At 58.8% G+C, this 17,924-nt stretch carries 17 protein-coding genes; 7 read left to right on the plus strand and 10 right to left on the minus strand.

The genetic code is table 11. The annotated features are described in order from the left end of the window. Window positions 1-128: 128 nt before the first annotated feature. From HUO14_RS06430 to HUO14_RS06455, 6 genes are all read right to left on the minus strand, one after another. Window positions 129-1,340: a GGDEF domain-containing protein gene (locus HUO14_RS06430; protein ID WP_176279051.1), complete on the minus strand. Its 1,212-nt coding sequence runs from the start codon at window positions 1,338-1,340 to the stop codon at window positions 129-131. 402 nt (window positions 1,341-1,742) lie between these two features. After that, window positions 1,743-2,927 (minus strand): molybdopterin molybdotransferase MoeA, encoded by a 1,185-nt coding sequence (locus HUO14_RS06435; protein WP_176279052.1) that lies wholly within the window; start codon window positions 2,925-2,927, stop codon window positions 1,743-1,745. Then, window positions 2,924-3,394: a cyclic pyranopterin monophosphate synthase MoaC gene (gene moaC / locus HUO14_RS06440; protein ID WP_176279053.1), complete on the minus strand. Its 471-nt coding sequence runs from the start codon at window positions 3,392-3,394 to the stop codon at window positions 2,924-2,926. Before moaC ends, HUO14_RS06435 begins: the two co-directional genes overlap by 4 nt. Beyond that, window positions 3,391-4,182, minus strand: a complete 792-nt coding sequence (trpC, locus tag HUO14_RS06445) for an indole-3-glycerol phosphate synthase TrpC (RefSeq protein ID WP_176279054.1) — start codon at window positions 4,180-4,182, stop codon at window positions 3,391-3,393. The genes moaC and trpC overlap by 4 nt, the downstream gene beginning before the upstream one ends. Continuing rightward, window positions 4,179-5,165: an anthranilate phosphoribosyltransferase gene (trpD, locus tag HUO14_RS06450; protein ID WP_176279055.1), complete on the minus strand. Its 987-nt coding sequence runs from the start codon at window positions 5,163-5,165 to the stop codon at window positions 4,179-4,181. Before trpD ends, trpC begins: the two co-directional genes overlap by 4 nt. Continuing rightward, entirely contained in the window at window positions 5,162-5,746 is a 585-nt protein-coding gene (locus tag HUO14_RS06455) for an anthranilate synthase component II (protein WP_176279056.1), read from the minus strand. The genes trpD and HUO14_RS06455 overlap by 4 nt, the downstream gene beginning before the upstream one ends. Before the next feature lie 199 nt (window positions 5,747-5,945). On the opposite strand from HUO14_RS06455, the gene HUO14_RS06460 reads away from it, so the two are divergent. After that, on the plus strand, window positions 5,946-6,248 hold the full coding sequence (locus HUO14_RS06460) for a polyhydroxyalkanoic acid system family protein (RefSeq protein WP_176279057.1): 303 nt from the start codon (window positions 5,946-5,948) through the stop codon (window positions 6,246-6,248). Between the two features lie 121 nt (window positions 6,249-6,369). On the opposite strand, the gene HUO14_RS06465 is transcribed toward HUO14_RS06460, so the two are convergent. The 3 genes from HUO14_RS06465 to HUO14_RS06475 all read right to left on the minus strand — a co-directional run bounded on the left by HUO14_RS06465 (window position 6,370) and on the right by HUO14_RS06475 (window position 10,574). Next, window positions 6,370-6,807, minus strand: coding sequence for an FKBP-type peptidyl-prolyl cis-trans isomerase (locus tag HUO14_RS06465; protein ID WP_176279058.1), 438 nt, complete (start codon window positions 6,805-6,807; stop codon window positions 6,370-6,372). Between the two features lie 274 nt (window positions 6,808-7,081). Further along, on the minus strand, window positions 7,082-8,623 hold the full coding sequence (gene trpE / locus HUO14_RS06470) for an anthranilate synthase component I (protein ID WP_176279059.1): 1,542 nt from the start codon (window positions 8,621-8,623) through the stop codon (window positions 7,082-7,084). 7 nt (window positions 8,624-8,630) lie between these two features. After that, window positions 8,631-10,574, minus strand: coding sequence for a peptidylprolyl isomerase (locus HUO14_RS06475; protein ID WP_176279060.1), 1,944 nt, complete (start codon window positions 10,572-10,574; stop codon window positions 8,631-8,633). Window positions 10,575-10,727: 153 nt separating this feature from the next. Between HUO14_RS06475 and tpiA the strand changes: the two genes are divergently transcribed. The 4 genes from tpiA to HUO14_RS06495 all read left to right on the plus strand — a co-directional run bounded on the left by tpiA (window position 10,728) and on the right by HUO14_RS06495 (window position 14,769). Next, complete coding sequence (gene tpiA, locus HUO14_RS06480) at window positions 10,728-11,474, plus strand: triose-phosphate isomerase (RefSeq protein WP_176279061.1); 747 nt, start codon at window positions 10,728-10,730, stop codon at window positions 11,472-11,474. Window positions 11,475-11,733: 259 nt separating this feature from the next. Further along, on the plus strand, window positions 11,734-12,132 hold the full coding sequence (secG, locus tag HUO14_RS06485) for a preprotein translocase subunit SecG (RefSeq protein ID WP_176279062.1): 399 nt from the start codon (window positions 11,734-11,736) through the stop codon (window positions 12,130-12,132). A gap of 177 nt (window positions 12,133-12,309) precedes the next feature. Beyond that, window positions 12,310-13,941, plus strand: a complete 1,632-nt coding sequence (gene pyrG, locus HUO14_RS06490; protein WP_176279063.1) for a CTP synthase — start codon at window positions 12,310-12,312, stop codon at window positions 13,939-13,941. 141 nt (window positions 13,942-14,082) lie between these two features. After that, window positions 14,083-14,769, plus strand: a complete 687-nt coding sequence (locus tag HUO14_RS06495; RefSeq protein WP_176279064.1) for a Crp/Fnr family transcriptional regulator — start codon at window positions 14,083-14,085, stop codon at window positions 14,767-14,769. 167 nt (window positions 14,770-14,936) lie between these two features. Here HUO14_RS06495 and HUO14_RS06500 read toward each other — a convergent pair whose 3' ends face one another. Next, entirely contained in the window at window positions 14,937-15,416 is a 480-nt protein-coding gene (locus HUO14_RS06500; protein WP_176279065.1) for an Hsp20 family protein, read from the minus strand. Window positions 15,417-15,925: 509 nt separating this feature from the next. Between HUO14_RS06500 and HUO14_RS06505 the strand changes: the two genes are divergently transcribed. Next, window positions 15,926-17,176, plus strand: a complete 1,251-nt coding sequence (locus tag HUO14_RS06505) for a lipoprotein-releasing ABC transporter permease subunit (protein WP_176279066.1) — start codon at window positions 15,926-15,928, stop codon at window positions 17,174-17,176. Further along, on the plus strand, window positions 17,169-17,855 hold the full coding sequence (locus HUO14_RS06510; protein WP_425500477.1) for an ABC transporter ATP-binding protein: 687 nt from the start codon (window positions 17,169-17,171) through the stop codon (window positions 17,853-17,855). The genes HUO14_RS06505 and HUO14_RS06510 overlap by 8 nt, the downstream gene beginning before the upstream one ends. The last annotated feature ends 69 nt before the right edge of the window (window positions 17,856-17,924 follow it).

A 17,924-nucleotide genomic window follows, 5' to 3' on the forward strand; every position in this document is an offset into this window, starting at 1 on the left:
ACAAAACGGGGGAAGTCAAGCGGGAAGCGCATGCGGGCCTTGTTGTCGGAGCAGAACGGCGAATCCCTGTACCCGCAGCGGATCATTCCCGGCTGTGGCCACAGCGATCTCGTGTAAGCTCAGTCAGATCAGCCCGAGGCGCGCTTGAATTCGATCAGTTCCGATTTTGTTTTGGGCACGGGCTCTTCCAGATGGTCGTCTCCGGCATTCTCTACACGGTTTCGGCCATTCGACTTGGCCCGGTAGAGGGCAGCATCGGCGCGTCCGAATAACTGCTCATAAGTCTCCCCGCCATGTGCTGTGGCCACGCCAAAACTCGCGGTCAGACGGACATCGTTGCTTAGGCTGTCATGCTGGAGATCTTCGAATGCTAGTCTGATTCGGTCGGCCAACTGCACCGCAGCGTCATTGGGGCAATTCCAGATCGCGACGCAGAACTCCTCTCCGCCGATTCGGCCTGCGGTGTCGCACCCACGCACCATCTCTCTAATGAGTTTGCCAATGCCCGCGATCGCCTGGTCGCCCGCCTGGTGTCCCCAGATATCATTGACTTTCTTGAAGTGGTCGATATCGGCCACCACCAGGCTGAGCGCTCGCTGCTCCTTCTGCGCGCGATCGAGATGGCTTCGTATCGATTCCTCGAACGCACCCCGATTGCGCAGCCCGCTTAAGGCATCAAGCTCGCTGCTTTCACGCAGCGATGTCGTCCATTCGTCGATCGTGGCGCCGATCAGAACCGTTGCGGTGGTCACGCCTTTCACCCCGAGCACAAGCCCGATCAGCGAGTAGTAGATCGAGTCCCGATAGACCTCGGCCGGGATCGTCTGCTCAAACAACAGGGTCAAGGTTGGCCTAACGAGGAAATCGGCGGCTTGGAATGCCATCACCGCGATGATCGCGACATCGATCACAGTCCGCCGCCGCGCGTTGAGGAGCGTCGTGACGCCCATGGCGAACATGACACCATAGCCCATATTGACGATGATCAGTCGCGCGCCGACGTCATTAGAAAAGCTTACAGCCACTGTTAGCAACAATGCGCTGATGAGGTAAACTACGGCCATGCTTCCGAGATGAAGCCGCTGTCCGGCACGCTCGCAGACCGATACAAGCATCGCAGTCGTGCCCAGAGTGTAGAACAACTGCGTCGTATGGAAGAGGTAGAAAGTATCGGCCGGCAGCAAATGTGTGATCAGATATCCGACCGCGGATAGGGCAAAGGCAATGCCGTATCCGAGCACGTGACGCTTCATGCGCCCTACGCGCCAAAGCACCACGAAGGTCGCCGCGAAAAATAGCACCATGAGCGGCGTTACCAGTCCGAGAATTTGCGTCTGCATCGACCTTTTGTGCCCCTTTCCCGGTAGTTTAGGCGAATAAGGTTAATGGCGCGTTTCGGAACCGGACTTTGTTCGTCGATTTTTGATCGTCTCAAACAGTTGGCGGCCTCGACAAACCCGCTTTGCCCCGAGCCGTCCAGCGCTCTGCCTGCGCGCGGTAATTTTCATTCCCTTCCGATCGGTCTGAAGGACGCGCCCGATGATCTCATGATTTGCCTATGTCATGAGAAGGATGATCGAGGCTTTCTTTGGACCATATCCGCTTCCCACCATATCGCCGTCCTTCAACGCGATTCAGCAGCGTGCCGATAGTGAGCGAAGATCAACCAGGACCATAATAAATTTTGTGAGAAAGTGGTAGTAAATTACTGCTAAATATAGTTCTTATGTAGAATCTTCCCGCTATATCCCAATATAGGGGACCATCTCGCCAACGTCAGCTGCCGGCGCATGAATCGGCCGGTACAGCAGCGCATTGGACGCCGCCAGCACGGAAAGCTTGCCGCTATCCTGGCTATTGAACGCCATGATGCCCGCCTGATCGATCCTGGCCCTCAAAAACTCCGCGCGGGGGCCGTTGGCGGGGAGGGCTTCGCTGGTCGGGGCCTTGTGATATTCGGGCAGATATGTCTTGGCGCCGGCCATGAAGCGGACCAGCGGCAGCAGGAACAGGGTGGCTGCGACAAAGGCGGAGGCCGGGTTGCCGGGGAGCGCCAGGATCACGGTCTTGCCGAGCCTTCCGGCCATCACCGGCTTGCCCGGCTTCATCGCGATCTTGTAGAAATCAATGTCCGCGCCGAGCCGCTCGAACGCCGGGCCAACCAGATCATGATCGCCGACCGAAGCGCCGCCGATGGTGACGATGATGTCGCAATCCCGCGCACTTTCCAGCGCCGCGCACAATGTCTCCATATCATCAGGGATACGGCTCAGGTTGCGCGTTTCTGCTGTCATTCCAGACAGTAAGCTTGCCACCATGACGTCATTACTGGCCGGTATCTGATGGGGGAGGGTTTCTGTTCCGGGCGCAACCAGCTCGTCGCCGGTCGAGACCACCGCGACCCTTGGCCGCTTGCCAACCGATAGATCGCCATAGCCCGCGATCACCGCCTGACCCAATGCGGCAGGGTTGAGCAGGCTGCCGGCAGGCAAACCGTTCTCGCCGCGTTTGAAATCGCCGCCCTTGTGCCGGACGTGACGGCCTCTTGCGGGCGAGGGCTCTGCGGTCAGGCGGATGGTGGCGCCGTCGGCGGCGACATTTTCCTGCATGACCACGCTATCCGCACCATCGGGCAGCAGCGCTCCAGTAAAAATACGGGCGGTTTCGCCGGCTTGCAGCGCGCGGCAGGGAGGGCTGCCGGCGGCGCATTCGCCGATCATTGTCCACGGGCCATCGCGGTCCTCGAAGCGGATCGCGTAGCCGTCCATCGCCGACATATCGGCCGCCGGTTGCTCGCGCCTGGCGATCAGGTCGCTGGCGAGATAGCGGCCGAGCGCATCATGGACGGATAGGGATTCGGCGGGCAGGCGGGACGCCAGCGCGATCAGTCGCTGCTGGGCTTCGTCCAAGGGCAGCAAGCTGCTCATTCCACCGTCCAGTCTCCCGACTTGCCGCCGTTTTTCGAGAGCAGCCGGATATCGCTGATCACCATGTCCTTCTGCATCGCCTTCGACATGTCATAGATTGTGAGCAATGCGACAGAACAGGCTGTCAAAGCTTCCATTTCCACGCCGGTCTTTCCGGTCAGCCGCGCCATGGAGGAGACCTTGATGCCGTCCTCGAGAAACGTGAAATCCACTGCCACCTTGGTCAGCGCCAGCGGGTGGCAGAGGGGGATCAGGTCGCTGGTCTTTTTCGCCGCCATGATCCCGGCAATGCGCGCCGTTGCCAGCACATCGCCTTTCTTCATCGCATTGGCTTTTATTGCCTCCAATAGTTCCAGTTTCATCGCGATCCGGCCCTCGGCATGGGCTTCGCGCACCGTGTCGGCCTTGCCGCCAACATCGACCATATGGGCCGCGCCGTCGCCGTCGATATGGGTCAATTTGCTCATGGCTTTCCTGTCAGCAGTTGCCGGGTTGCGCTCTCCACATTAGCCTGGCGCATCAGCGATTCACCTACCAAAAAGGCGCGGGCACCGGACCCGGACAATCGCTGGCAATCGTCATGGGTGAAGATACCGCTTTCCGAAACCATGATCCTGTCGTCGGGGACCAGTTTCGCCAGCCGTTCGGTCTGCTCGAGGCTGGTCTCGAAGGTCTTGAGATTGCGGTTGTTGATGCCGAGCAGGGGCGATTCCAGCTTCAGCGCCCGCTCCAGCTCGTCTTCGTCATGCACCTCGATCAGCGCGTCCATGCCAAGCGCCAGCGCTTCCGCTTCGATCTCCGCCGCCAGAGCATCATCCAGCGCCGCCATGATGATCAGGATAGCGTCCGCGCCCAGCGCCCGGGATTCGGCGACCTGCCAGGGATCGACCATGAAATCCTTGCGCAGGCAGGGCAGGTTGACGGCGGTGCGAGCGGTCACGAGATAATCGTCGGCGCCCTGGAAATAGGGCTGGTCGGTGAGAATCGACAGGCATGCCGCGCCACCCGCCTGATAGGCGCGGGCGTGGGCGGGGGGATCGAAATCCTCGCGAATCAGGCCCTTGGACGGGCTGGCCTTCTTGATCTCCGCGATCAGAGCGAAGCCGTCGGCCGATTTTTCGCGGATCGCGGCGATGAAACCACGCGGCGGGGTCTGGTGCCCGATATCGTCGCGCAGCGCCGCGGCTGATACAATCGCCTGCTGTTGCCGGACGTGGTCGCGTTTGGCGGCACAGATTTCATCAAGCTTGTTCATTGATTGGCGATCCAGCAGTTTAGCATGGCGTTGGCAAGCCCCTTGTCGAGCGCTTCTGCGGCTTCCTCGACGCCTTCTTCCCAGCTGTCGACTTCGCCCGCGACCATCAGCGCCGCGGCGCTGTTCAGCAATACGGCGTCGCGATAGGGGGATTTTTCGCCCTGCAGCAGCGTCTTGAGCGCAGCGGCATTATAGGCGGGATCGCCACCCTTGATCGCTTCCGCCGGGTGACGGGGCAGGCCGGCATCTTCGGGCGTGATCCGGCTGATCGTGACGGCACCGTCGCTGATCATGGCAATGCGGCTGGGGCCGGAAATGCTGAGCTCGTCGAGCCCTTCCTCGCCGGAAACGATCATCGCCTTGTCATAGCCCAGTTGCAGCGCCGCTTCGGCGTAGGTTTCCACAAGATCGGGCGAGGCCACGCCGATCAACTGGCGTTTGACCTTGGCGGGATTGCACAGCGGACCAAGCAGATTGAAGATCGTCCGGCGACCGATCGCCTTGCGGATCGGCGCCAGCGGGCCGAGCGCCGGATGATGGTTGGGCGCGAAGAAAAAGGCGATGCCGATTTCGCGCAGGCTTTGCTCGCCATTGGTCGCGGCCTTTGCCAGATCAAGCCCCAGCGCTTCCAGCGTATCCGCCGCGCCCGATTTGCTCGAGGCGGCGCGATTGCCGTGCTTGGCCATCGGGATTTCGCAGGCCGCAACGACCAGCGCGGTGGCCGTGCTGATATTCAGGCTGTGGCTGCCATCGCCTCCGGTGCCGCAGACATCGATCGCGTTGGCGGGCGCATCGACACCGACCATCCGGGCGCGCATTTCGGTAGCGGCTGCGGCGATTTCCGTCGCGGTCTCGCCACGGTCCGCAAGATCGACCAGAAATTTCGTGATCTCTTCTGCCGAACAGGAGCCGTCCAGGATCGCGGAAAAGGCTTCGCGAGCCGATGCCTCGCTGAGCGCGCTTGCCGGATCAGGTAAGGTCATGCCGCTTCCTTCGCTTCGATCCCCGCAATCGCCATGAAATTGGCCAGCAGCGCATGGCCATATTCGGTGGCGATGCTTTCCGGGTGGAATTGCACGCCGTGGATCGGCAGGCTTTCGTGGCGGAAACCCATTACCGAGCCATCGTCGGCGGTGGCGTTGACCGGCAGACTGTCGGGAATATCCTCGACAATCAGCGAGTGATAGCGAGTTGCAGTATAAGGCGAGGGCAGGCCGGCAAAGACGCCGCTGCTGTCATGGGTCACCGGCGAAGTCTTCCCGTGCATCAGGCCGCCGCGCACGACCTTGCCGCCAAAATGCTGGCCGATGCTCTGGTGGCCGAGACAGACGCCGAGCAACGGCTTTCCGGCATCGGCGCAGGCGGCGACCAGATCGAGCGATATGCCCGCTTCATTGGGGGTGCAGGGACCGGGCGAAATCAGGAAGGCCTGCGCGCCGGTCGCCAGAGCTTCGCTGGCGGTCAGCGCGTCGTTGCGCTCGACTCGCACCTCCGCGCCCAGTTCCATCAGATAATGGACCAGGTTGAAGGTGAAGCTGTCATAATTGTCGATAACGAGGATCATGCGAAGCTGCCTAATCGGAAATTATCGGCAGGCCAAGTGTTTCCGCGAATGGTTTGACGTGGGCGCGAGCGGTGATAGGGCAATTGCCAACAACCTGCCGTTAGCACTGAGCCTGTCGAAGTGTGCCCTCCGTCGATAGGCGTCCTTCGACAGGCTCAGGGCTAACGGTTTTAGTAACATGTCTGTTTGGAGAATCACCATGGGCGAGCCCGTCACCGTCAATATTCCGCACAAACTGGGTCTGGATGAAGCCAAGAGCCGGATCGGCAGCGGCATCCACACGCTGGGCGATATCATCCCGGGCGCCAGCCTGACCGACCATCACTGGGAAGGCGACCATCTCCATTTCACTTTGGAAGCCGTCGGCCAGCGCATAAAAAGCGACATGCATGTCCGCGAGGACGAGGTCTATGCTGTGCTCGACCTGCCGCCGATGCTGGCGATGTTCGCCAACAAGATCAAGGCGAAGCTGATGAAAGAAGCGCCGAAGATGCTTGAGTGACAGGAGTTGCCGTTCAATCTTTGCGGCGGGCACAAAGCATTACTGTGATTAAAGGTGTCAATCGGCAGAATAGGGACGATCCGGCCAGCCAGCGTGGCCGAACCGGACCGCCCCTGAAATTCTAGGCCGCATCCTTGATTTCGCGAAGCGTCACATCGAACGCGAGGTCTTCCCCGGCGAGCGGATGATTGCCATCGGCTTTCACGCTGTCCTCGCTCACGGCAACAACATAGAGCGTGACAGCAGAGCCGTCTTCCTGCTGGGCCTGAAGCGCCATGCCCGGCTGCGGATCAGCTTCTGGCGGCAGGTTCTGCCTTGGAATGTCGATGACCATTTCTTCGCGTCTTGGACCAAAGGCTTTGTCGCATTCGATCGAGACCGTCTCCTGGTCGCCGACCTTCATGTCAGCAATCTTTGCTTCGACCTGGGGAAAAATGGCGCCGTCGCCAAGCTTGATTTCCTGCGGCCCTGTCTCTTTGGTATCGCCAACGAGCGTGCCATCGGAAGTGTGCACGGAATAGTCGATTACGACTATATTGCCTTGCTTTGCATTTTGCATATATTTCCTTTCTGGAGGGGGGAGCGGTATCGTCAAACCGCTTTGTTATCGCGCATCGATCTGACGCGCAGTGGCCGAATTGTCGCAACCAGCAACCCGCTAGTCAAACATATTCTTTTTATACCCCTGATCGGCCGCGCCAATTGCGGTGCAAAACGGGCGTAGGGAATGAAGCGATCGCGGATGCGGGCAACCCTTTCGCCGCGCCCGGTATCAGGTCGTCAGCTCGATCATCGACAAGTGGCTTTTGCGTCCCCCGACCGGATTTACAGGTTCACTGCCCGAACCCGACATCCTGTGCGCGCTTCACCGCTTCTTTCGCCGCTGCCAGCAGCGCCCCGGCTTTGGCCCGGCATTCGGCCAGCTCGTAAGCCGGATCGCTGTCCGCCACGATCCCCGCGCCGGCCTGCACGTGCAGCATGCCGTCTTTCACAATGCCCGTCCGCAGGACGATGCAGCTGTCCATGCTGCCGTCGGGAGAGAAATAGCCGACGCCGCCGGCATAGGCGCCGCGGGTTTCCGGTTCGAGTTCGGCGATGATCTGGCAGGCGCGGACTTTCGGCGCGCCGCTGACCGTGCCGGCGGGAAAGCCGGCGAACAGGGCGTCGAGCGCGTCCTTGTCCGGGGCCAGCTCTCCGACGACGTTCGAGACGATATGCATGACATGGCTGTAGAATTCGACGGTATAGCTGTCGGTCACCTCGACGCTGTGCGCGCTCGCCACGCGGCCGACATCATTGCGGCCGAGATCGAGCAGCATCAGATGTTCGGCCCGTTCCTTGGGATCGGCGAGCAGGCTTTCCCTGTTCGCCTTGTCCTCGGCTGCATTCCTGCCGCGCGGCCGGGTGCCGGCGATCGGCCGGATGGTGACCTCGCCATCGCGCGCGCGGACCAGGATTTCCGGGCTGGAGCCGGTCAGGGCAAAGCCGGGCAGGTCTAGGAAGAACAGGAAGGGCGAGGGATTGATCCGGCGCAGCGCACGATAGAGTTCGATCGGCGGCAGTGTGAAAGGCGTGGTGAACCGCTGCGCCAGCACCACCTGGAAGATATCCCCGGCCTCGATATATTCCTTGGCACGCAACACCATCTCGCCATATCTTTCGGCTGGAATTTGCGGTGTGAACTCCGGTCCGCCCGGGCTGATCCCGGCCTGTTGAGCGCCTGACAAGCGTCCCTCGATAAGCTCGGGACGAACGGGGTTGGACAGTCCGCGCTGCGCCTCGTCCAGCCGCTCCTCCGCCGCGATGATCTTTGCTTCGCTATCGCCCTTGGTCTCGGGCCAGACCGGCGCGACCAGAAACAGCTCGTCGGCCAGCCGGTCGAAGATCAGGATCACCGTCGGCCGGACAAACAGCATGTCGGGCAAGTCCAGCTCCGATTGCGGCGCGCGCGGCAGCTTCTCGACCAGGCCGATGGTTTCATAACCGAAATAACCGACCAGACAGGCAAGGGCGCGGGGCAGTTCCTCCGGCACATCCATCCGGCAGGCCTCGACCAGATTGCGCAGGGCGGAGAGGCTGTCGCCGCTTTCGGGCGCAAAGGCCTCGCGATCCTGCAGCCATGTGCGATTGATCGCCGCTTTTGCGCCATCAGCGCGAAACACCAGATCGGGCGCGAGGCCGATCATGCTGTGTCGCCCTCTGGTCTCGCCGCCTTCGACCGATTCCAGCAGATAGTCGCCGCGGCCTTCTTCCATCAGCTTCAATGCAGCGGACACCGGTGTTTCGGTGTCCGCGACTTGGCGTCGCCAGATCAGGGCCGGCTTGCCGCTGTCCAGTGCCGTGCGCGCATTTTCTGTGCCGAAACTACCCGCCATGATTGCTTCAGTTGGCGCCCAGCAGTTGGTTTCTAAGCGCGGTGAGCGTGTCTTCGTTGCGCTTTACGCCGATGTCGGCCTTCATCGCATTGATGAACTGCGCGGTATATTCATTGCCGATGACCTGCTTGAACTGGGTCTTTGTCGCCTGCAGCAAGTCGTCGCGCTTCGAAGCATCGCCACGGTTGAGCTTGTCGAGAACGACCACAAACCAGCCTTGACTGCGCGGCGCTTCAAGGGACTTCGCAGTACCCTGCGCCATGCTGAACATCAGGCTGAGCGGCGCGGGCACCTGGCCCTGCTGGCTCTGGCGGGCGAGATCGGCCCGTGTCGAGCTGATCTGTTCGGGGCGGGGCAATTGCACGCCGGCATCGGCGATGGCCTTGGATAATGACGTTCCTCCGCTAACCGCCTTGGCAATCTTGTCGGCAACGGCCTTGGCCTTTTTCGATCCCTCGCTGAGCATATAGTCGCGGGTCACCAGCTGCTCGATCTGCGCCAGAGGCGGCGGCGCCGCTTCGACGATATCGGTCACATTGATCGCGGCATATTTTTCGCCGGGAATGATTTCCACGATCTGCGGATCGGAATCTTCCTCCACGGCAAAGGCGATCGGCAACAGACGCTGCATTTCGGGGATCGGTTTGTAATTTTGATCGTTGGGATTCTGGCCATTGGCGAGCAGGGCAGGGGTTGCTTCGATCTTGAGCTGTTCTGCCTTGGCGATGTCGCCAAGCGTCGCTCCGTCGGCAAATTCGTCCTCAAGCCGGATGGTCAGGTCCGCGATGGCCTCGTCGGTCTTGGTCCGGGTCAGCTCGCTGACAATCTCGGCGCGGGCCTGTTCCAGCGTGCGGCCAGGGGTTTGCTCGATATCCTGGACCATTACGATGTGCCAGCCGAGCGCGCTCTGGGCCGGCCCGGCAACCGTACCCGAACGCGCGGCAAATGCGGCGTTGGCTACGGCCTGCGAAGCGCTGTTGACAAAGTCCGCCTTGGTCACCGGTCCGAGGTCAGCGGCCGACAGGCCGACCGACTGGGCCGCTTGCGCGAGGGACGTGCCACCGCCGATCTTGTCCGCGAGAGCCTTGGCAGCCGCCTCGGTCGGCACGATCACCTGGCTCAGACTGCGGGTCTCGCTCGCCGAATATCTGTTCTTGTTGAGATTGTAAAAGCCGGCAATTTCCTTTTCGGTCGGCTTGATCTTTCCTGAAAACCGCGACTTGTCGAAAATTGCGTAGCGGATCGTCCGGCGTTCGGGGATCGTGTAGCGCGATGCATTCTTGGCGTAAAAGGCCGCAACCGCCGCTTTGGCTGGCTTGCTCTGGTCGATGAATGCAACCGATGGGATTGTCGCAATCTGTCCCTGGCGGGATTCCAGCAACAGCGACGCATAGGGAATGACGAGCTTCTGCGGTACTGCAACACCGAAGCCGGCGGGCGTCAGCAATTGGTCAGCCAGCAGATTGCGGGTAAAATCATTGCGCAATTGCGTTTCATTTATGCCCTGCTGCTGCATCGCGCGGCGGAAATTCTCTTCGCTGAACTGGCCGTCTGCGCCTTGGAAGTTGGGAATGCTGGCGATTTCGCCGTCGACCAGCCGCTTGCCGGCCGTCATGCCATATTTGGTGCCGAAATCGGCGATGGCAAAGCTGTTGATCAACCGTTCGAGCACATCATCGAAGCCGCCGCCGTTGATATAGGTCTTGAGATCAAGCGCGGTATTTTCGCGCTGCTCTCCGCGAAAGGCGTTGTTGACCGACTGGCTGAGCTCGGACGTGGACAGCTTGCTGTCACCGACCTTGGCAGCCGTACCGGAGCCGGTAACCCCGCCAAATGTGCCGCTGCTCGAGACGTCCGCCGTGGCGAAGGCAATGGCGATCAACCCGACGAAACAAAAGGTCAGAAAAAGGCCGAGTTTCGACGAAAAAATGCGGCGGAAAAAACTGATCATAAAAGAGATGTTCCATTGCGGGAGTTGGATTTGCGCTTGCTTTAGGCGGCTTGGCTGTGTGGTTCAAGCAAAAGACTTCGGAAGAAAATTGGCAAGCCGCAGGATATTTGATAGCGAGCGGCGATCACAAAATAAGAAAAGGCAAGGGGCATCATGGCAAATCGCAAATATATTGTCGGCAATTGGAAAATGAACGGTCTGCGCGCGCAGCTTTCCGATATTGCAGACATAGCGGCGATTGCCGCCAATCATGAGGGCGCCGATGTCGGCATCTGCCCTCCGGCCACCCTGATCTCCGCCGCTGTCCAGGCCAATCCCGGTTTCGCGATCGGCGCTCAGGATTGCCATTTCGCCGAAAACGGCGCGCATACCGGTTGCCTGTCAGCCGCGATGCTCCGCGAAGCGGGCGCAACCTACTCTATTGTCGGGCACAGCGAACGGCGTGCCGACCAGCAGGAAAGCGATGCGGAAGTGAAAGCCAAGGCAGAGGCGGCGCATGCGGCGGGCATGGACGCGATCATCTGCGTCGGCGAAACCGAAGAGGAGCGCGATGCCGGACAGGCGATTGAAATAGTCACCGTCCAGCTGGCGCGATCCTTCCCCGCCGACGCCAGCGCCGACTGGCTGACGATCGCCTATGAACCGGTGTGGGCAATTGGCACCGGCCGTGTGCCCGAGACCAGCGATGTGGCGGAAATGCACGCGGCGATCCGCGACAAGCTGGAAGAATTGATGGGGCAGGGCAGCGACTCCGTTCGCATTCTCTATGGTGGATCGATGAATGGTGGAAACGCGTCAGAATTGCTGGCGGTTCCCAATGTCGATGGCGGACTGGTCGGCGGCGCAAGCCTGACCGCTGCGAAATTCGGGCCGATCATCGAAGCCGCTGCCGCTGCATGATGACAGCCGGCAATTGTCATCGGGGCGAACGGTTTGGTTTGATATATGGCGCCCGTGAGGTGAGGGATTATTCAGGACAGAAGATTTCCAACATTTGATATAATCTATCCAACAGCACGCATAATAAACCTTCCTTGGCCCGAACTTTGACAAACTTTGGCTGTTTGGGGCGACGGATCATCGCTTGAATGTCGTTCGATCAATCGCTATGTGCGCTGCACGTCGGAGCGCATGCTCTCCTTATCAGTTCGGAAAATCCATGTTTCTATTTCTTACCGTCCTTCAAGCCATTGTCGCCGCCATGCTGGTCGGCATAATTCTGATGCAGAAATCCGAAGGCGGCGGACTGGGTGTGGGCGGTTCGCCATCCGGGATGATGTCGGCACGCGGCGCCGGAGACTTGCTGACGCGGACCACCGCGACATTGGCGGTGTTTTTTGTCTCCCTGTCGATCGCGCTGGCGGTTCTGGCCGCTTCCGAAGGCAAGACCGAATCAATCGACCAGAGCCTGCAGCGCGATAACAGCGCGCCCGTTTCTGCCCCGGCCGATGATGTTCCGCTGGTTGGCGACGATCCGTTGGCCGCTGCCGCTGCTGCTGCCGCCGAGAATCCGGCACCTGCCGCGAGCGCTGACGGTGATATCCCGCTCGATCAATAGGCCGTTTTCCAGACAAAAGCCCGATTTCATGTCGAACATTTCGACAGGCGCCTTGCCGTGCCTGATCGCCTGTTGCGCAATGCGTTCGCTCTGACCGATTCACAATAATATTTATTTTGTCTTTCCGGATTCGCGGGATTGCCAGATGAGGGGTTAACGGCTTAAGCCTTTTCTCCCATGGCGCGATATATTTTCATTACCGGCGGTGTGGTTTCCTCTCTTGGCAAAGGTCTGATGGCGGCGAGCCTCGGTGCTCTCTTGCAGGCTCGCGGATTTTCCGTGCGGATAAGGAAACTCGACCCCTATCTCAACGTTGATCCGGGCACGATGTCGCCCTATCAGCACGGCGAAGTCTATGTCACCGACGACGGTGCGGAGACCGATCTCGATCTTGGTCATTACGAGCGGTTCACCGGCGTTCCGTCGCTGCAGTCCGACAATGTCACCTCGGGTCGAATCTATCAGTCGATCATCACCAAAGAGCGCCGCGGCGATTATCTCGGCGCCACCGTGCAGGTCATTCCGCACGTTACCGACGCGATTCAGGAATTTGCCGAAGACAAGCTCGACGGTATCGATTTCGTATTGTGCGAAATCGGCGGAACGGTCGGCGATATCGAAAGCCTGCCGTTCATCGAGGCGATTCGGCAGCTCCGCAACAAGGTCGGCCGGGACAATGCGATTTCCGTGCACGTCACGCTGGTGCCCTATATTGCCGCTGCAGGCGAGCTGAAAACCAAGCCGACCCAGCACAGCGTCAGGGAGCTGACCTCGCTGGGGATCCAGCCGGACATTTTGCTCTGTCGCTGCGAACATCCGCTGCCCGATACCGAGCGGGCCAAGATCGCCCAGTTTTGCAATGTCCGCAAAGAATCGGTCATCCAGGCTCTCGACGCGAGCAATATCTACAACGTGCCGCTGCAATATCACAATGAAGGTCTCGACACCGAAGTGCTCCGCGCTTTCGCCATAGACGACGCGCCACCGCCCGACTTGTCGCGCTGGTATGATGTCATGGAGCGGATCGAGAATCCCGAAGGCGAAGTCATCGTCGGCGTGGTCGGCAAATATGTCGGCCTCCAGGATGCCTATAAATCGCTCCAGGAAGCCCTGTTTCATGGCGGCCTTGCGAATCGGGTCAAGGTACAGGTCCGCTGGCTGGACGCTGAATTGTTCGAGAATGAAGAGGATCTTGCCGCGAAGCTGGAACCGCTTCACGCGATTCTGGTGCCCGGCGGCTTTGGCGAGCGCGGCAGCGAAGGGAAGATCGGATCGGTCAAATTCGCCCGCGAGAATAATATCCCGTTTTTTGGCATTTGTCTGGGCATGCAAATGGCCTGCGTTGAAGCTGCGCGCAATCTCGCCGGCATTGATACCGCATCGACCACCGAGTTCGGGGCAACCGAAGAGCCTGTCGTCGGTCTGATCACCGAGTGGATGACCGAAGAAGGCCTGCAAAAGCGCGAAGCTGGCGGGGACATGGGCGGCACGATGCGCCTGGGTGCCTATGATGCCGTGTTGCAGCAGGGGTCAAAAATCAGCGAGATTTACGGCAGCCGGGACATTAGCGAGCGCCATCGGCACCGCTATGAGGTGAACAAGGGCTATGTCGAACGGCTGGAAGCAACGGGCCTCATATTCTCGGGCATGTCACCGGATGGCGAGCTGCCCGAGACGGTCGAAAGGCCTGATCACAGCTGGTTCGTCGGTGTGCAATATCATCCTGAACTCAAGAGCAAGCCGTTTGATCCGCATCCGCTGTTTGCATCATTCATTGCCGCAGCGTTGCAGCAAAGCCGTCTCGTCTGAGCTTTAAAACGCGCAAAATCCGATAGTTTTGGGCGAATGTCGATTTTATCCAATTCATTTTACCAAATGTGACTATTGTCACACGCACGCCGCACAAGAAAGCTAGCTAAAGCTTCTGAACAGGGTCGAGGGAACAGGACAGTGAAAGCCGAGGAACTGGCAAATCTATTGGCTGAACACAGCCTGTTTGCTGATTGTGACGAAGCCGAACTGTCGGACTTGATATTGCGGGGGCATTTTGTGCAATATAAGAAGGGGGATGAATTGATCATGCAAGGCGATCCGGGCAATTCGCTCCTGATATTGTTGTCGGGCAATGCACGGACCAGCATGATCGCCAGCAACGGGCACGAAGTCGTTCTGGATTACGCGGAGCCGGGGCAGGTCCTCGGTGAAATCGCGCTTCTGGACGGTGGTGATCGAACCGCCAGCGTGACAGCCATCGAACCGACCTCCGCGCTTTCCATCACCCGCGCGGCGTTCGAAGAAATATTGAGCACGCACAAGAATATGGCGCTGCGGCTGTTGAAGGTCATGGCAAGCCGTATTCGTATGGCCAACAACATGATCGAAGGCGATCGCGCTTATACTTCAGGCCCGCGTCTGGCGCGCTATTTGTTAAGGCTTTCTGTTGTAGGGGCCGAAGAAGGACGACTTAAACTGGACTTGAGCCAGAGCGAACTCGGCAACTTCGCCGGAATGTCGCGCGAACATATTAATCGGCAACTGTCCTCCTGGTCTGAAAGCCAGATCGTGGCAGTGGAAAGCGGGAAGGTCCGGATATTGGACCACGCGATGCTTTCCCACATTGCCGAAGCAGATTCTTGACGAAAATTGGCCATTTGCGACCCGGGCTAATTATCGTCAAGAGTGACACCAAGCGGGTGTCAGGGGCAGTCGGATCCTCATCCGGCTGCCCCATTTCATTCTGACATTGATAAAAAAAGGCAGCCAGATTGCTCTGGCTGCCCGATTGTTAGCGGAAGAGGCCCGGATCAAGCGGCCTTGTCTTCCTTCTTTTCCTTTTTATGCGCGATTTTGGTGACATTATCGGCCTGGTTGATGGAGATCTTCTGTGGCTTCATCGCCTCCGGGATTTCGCGCACGAGGTCGATGGTCAGAAGGCCATCTGCGAGCGCTGCATGGTCAACCCGGACAAAATCGGCGAGCTCGAACCGCCGTTCGAAGCTGCGGTTTGCGATACCCATGTGCAGGAATTGCTTGCCCTCGTTTTCATCGGTATTTTTGTTGCCGGTAACGAGCAAGAGATTCTGCTGGGCGGTAATTTCGATTTCTTCGTCCTTGAAACCGGCGACGGCCAGCGTGATCCGGTAATGATCTTCGCCGCTGCGCTCGATGTTGAACGGCGGGTAGTTCTCGGACTGCTGCGCGCGGGCATTATTTTCAAGAAGGTCGAATAGCCGGTCAAAACCTACGGTTGAGCGGCGATAGGGGGTAAAGTCAAAACGGTTCATATCTAAATCCTCTTAAATTGAGCAATGTAAATGTGGACCCGCAGTTGCGGCATCCGGTTCGTTGATGTGAAACCCGAAAAGGCGCCTCACATCGATAAAGATATGCTCAAGTCAGCAGATTTCAAGAGGTGTAAAAGGGCAAATTACCAACGAGTTGCCAATTTTTTTTGGATAAAAAAACGCCCGGATGCCAATGAGCACCCGGGCGAAAATGGTGACGAATTAATTCGCCCCCTGTTTTCCCGTCCTATTCAACGCCGCATGTCCCCCAACATTTGGCGGAACCGGAAGGGATCCCTGAACCATGACCCGTTAACCGAGATATTTGATTCTGTGACTATCTCTGATCGAATGACATAAATTTGTCATGACAATTTTGGCAGTTTTGACAGATTGACGATCTCTTGTGTCATATAGGCAACAGCAAATTGTCCACCAAGCCACTTGCTTGCCCCGACCGGCGACCGTAAAGACAAGGGCAACCTGATCCAAGGAAGTCTTCAAAAACCATGCTCCTGTCCCGTTACGAATGGGTTATCGCAAAGCGCTATTTGTTACCCGGTAAAGGCGAGGGATTCATTTTCCTGGTTGCCAGTATCTCGCTGGTCGCGGTCATGCTGGGCGTTGCCGCGCTGATCGTGGTAATGAGCGTCATGAATGGTTTCCGCGCCGAACTGTTTGACAAGATTGTCGGCCTCAACGGCCATGCGGTGATCCAGGGCTATGGCGGTCGCTTGCCCGATTGGCGCGACTTGCTGGAGGATACCCGGAATACCGAGGGTGTGGTCTCGGCTTCGCCATTGATCGAACAGCCCTTGCTGACCACGTTCAACGGTCGCGTCGAAGCCGTGCTGGTGCGCGGCATGCTGGTTCCGGATATATTGAATAATGAAACACTCGACGGAAAAACCGTAGCTGGCGACTTGGCGCGTCTCGAGCCGGGCTCGGGGCGTGTCGGCATCGGCAGCCGTCTGGCGACGACATTGGGCGCGCAAGAGGGAAGCCGTATCACAGTGATCAATCCGCAGGGGCGCTCAACCCCGTTTGGAACGGTTCCCAGAGAGATTGCCTACGAAGTCGCCGCGATATTCGAGGTCGGCGTCTATGATTATGACAAGGCCTTTGTCATCATGCCGATGGAAGATGCCCAGACCCTGCTTTTGCTGGGCGACCAGATTGGAATGATCGAAATCAAGACCAATGACGCCGACAATGTCGGAAATATCATAGCGCCTCTGATCCCGAAAGTAGCGGATCGCGGTGTCATAACCGACTGGCAGACGATGAATGCCTCGCTGTTCGAAACGCTGCAGGTCGAGCGGGTAGTGATGTTCGTGATCCTGTCGATCATCATATTGGTCGCGGTATTCAACATCCTGTCGTCGCTGATCATGCTGGTGCGAGCCAAGACCCGGGACATTGCGATATTGCGCACGATGGGAGCCTCGCGCGCGTCATTGCTCAGGATTTTCGTGACCGTCGGGACCTCGATAGGGATGCTAGGCATTGCGGCGGGTATTGGCCTCGGCCTGATTGCCATATTCTTTCGCCAGAACGTGATCAATTTCGTCCAGATGATTACCGGGCAGAATTTGTGGGATCCGTCGATCCGCTTCCTGACCGAACTTCCGGCACGGACCGATCCGATGGAGGTCGTCGGCATAGCCGGACTTGCCTTGCTGTTCAGCTTCCTGGCCACGCTCTATCCTGCCTATAAGGCCGCCAGTACTGATCCGGTTCAGGTGCTTCGCTATGAATGATCCAATGAACCAGAAAACGGTAGAATTGCGAAATGTCCGGCGCAGTTTCGTGCAGGCGGATGTCAGGATCGAGGTGCTTCGCGGCGTCGATCTAGATATCAATGCGAACGAAATTGTCGCGCTTGTCGGCCCCTCCGGCTCGGGAAAATCCACGCTGTTGCAGGCGGTCGGACTGCTCGAGGGCGGGTTCGAAGGATCGATCAAGCTGAACGGCGAGGAAACAGCACAATTGCCAGCCAGCGGTCACACGCGGATTCGGCGCGATTTGCTGGGTTTCGTGTATCAGTTTCATCATCTGTTGCCCGATTTCTCCGCTCTGGAAAATGTCGTGATGCCGCAGTTGATCGCAGGGGTTGGACAGAAAGCGGCAGAACAAAGAGCCGAGACGCTGTTGCGCAGTCTCGGGCTCGGCGACCGGCTCAACCACACGCCCAGCAAATTGTCCGGCGGCGAGCAGCAAAGAGTTGCGGTTGCCCGTGCGCTGGCCAACGCACCGAAGCTGGTGCTCGCCGACGAGCCAACCGGCAATCTGGACGAAGCCACGGCCGAACTGGTTCTTGCTGAGTTTATCAGCCTGGTACGCCAAGAGGGCAGCGCCGCGCTGATAGCGACGCATAACGAGCGGCTGGCGGCCAAAATGGACCGGGTTGTCCGGCTCCATGAGGGAATATTAAGCTAGTCAATTCAAGTCGAAACGAGAATGGCTTTGACTTTTCCGGTTCGAGTATCAAACTGTAAGGCCAAGCCG

The organism is Parasphingorhabdus flavimaris (assembly GCF_013371215.1).
GTDB classification, from domain to species: domain Bacteria; phylum Pseudomonadota; class Alphaproteobacteria; order Sphingomonadales; family Sphingomonadaceae; genus Parasphingorhabdus; species Parasphingorhabdus flavimaris.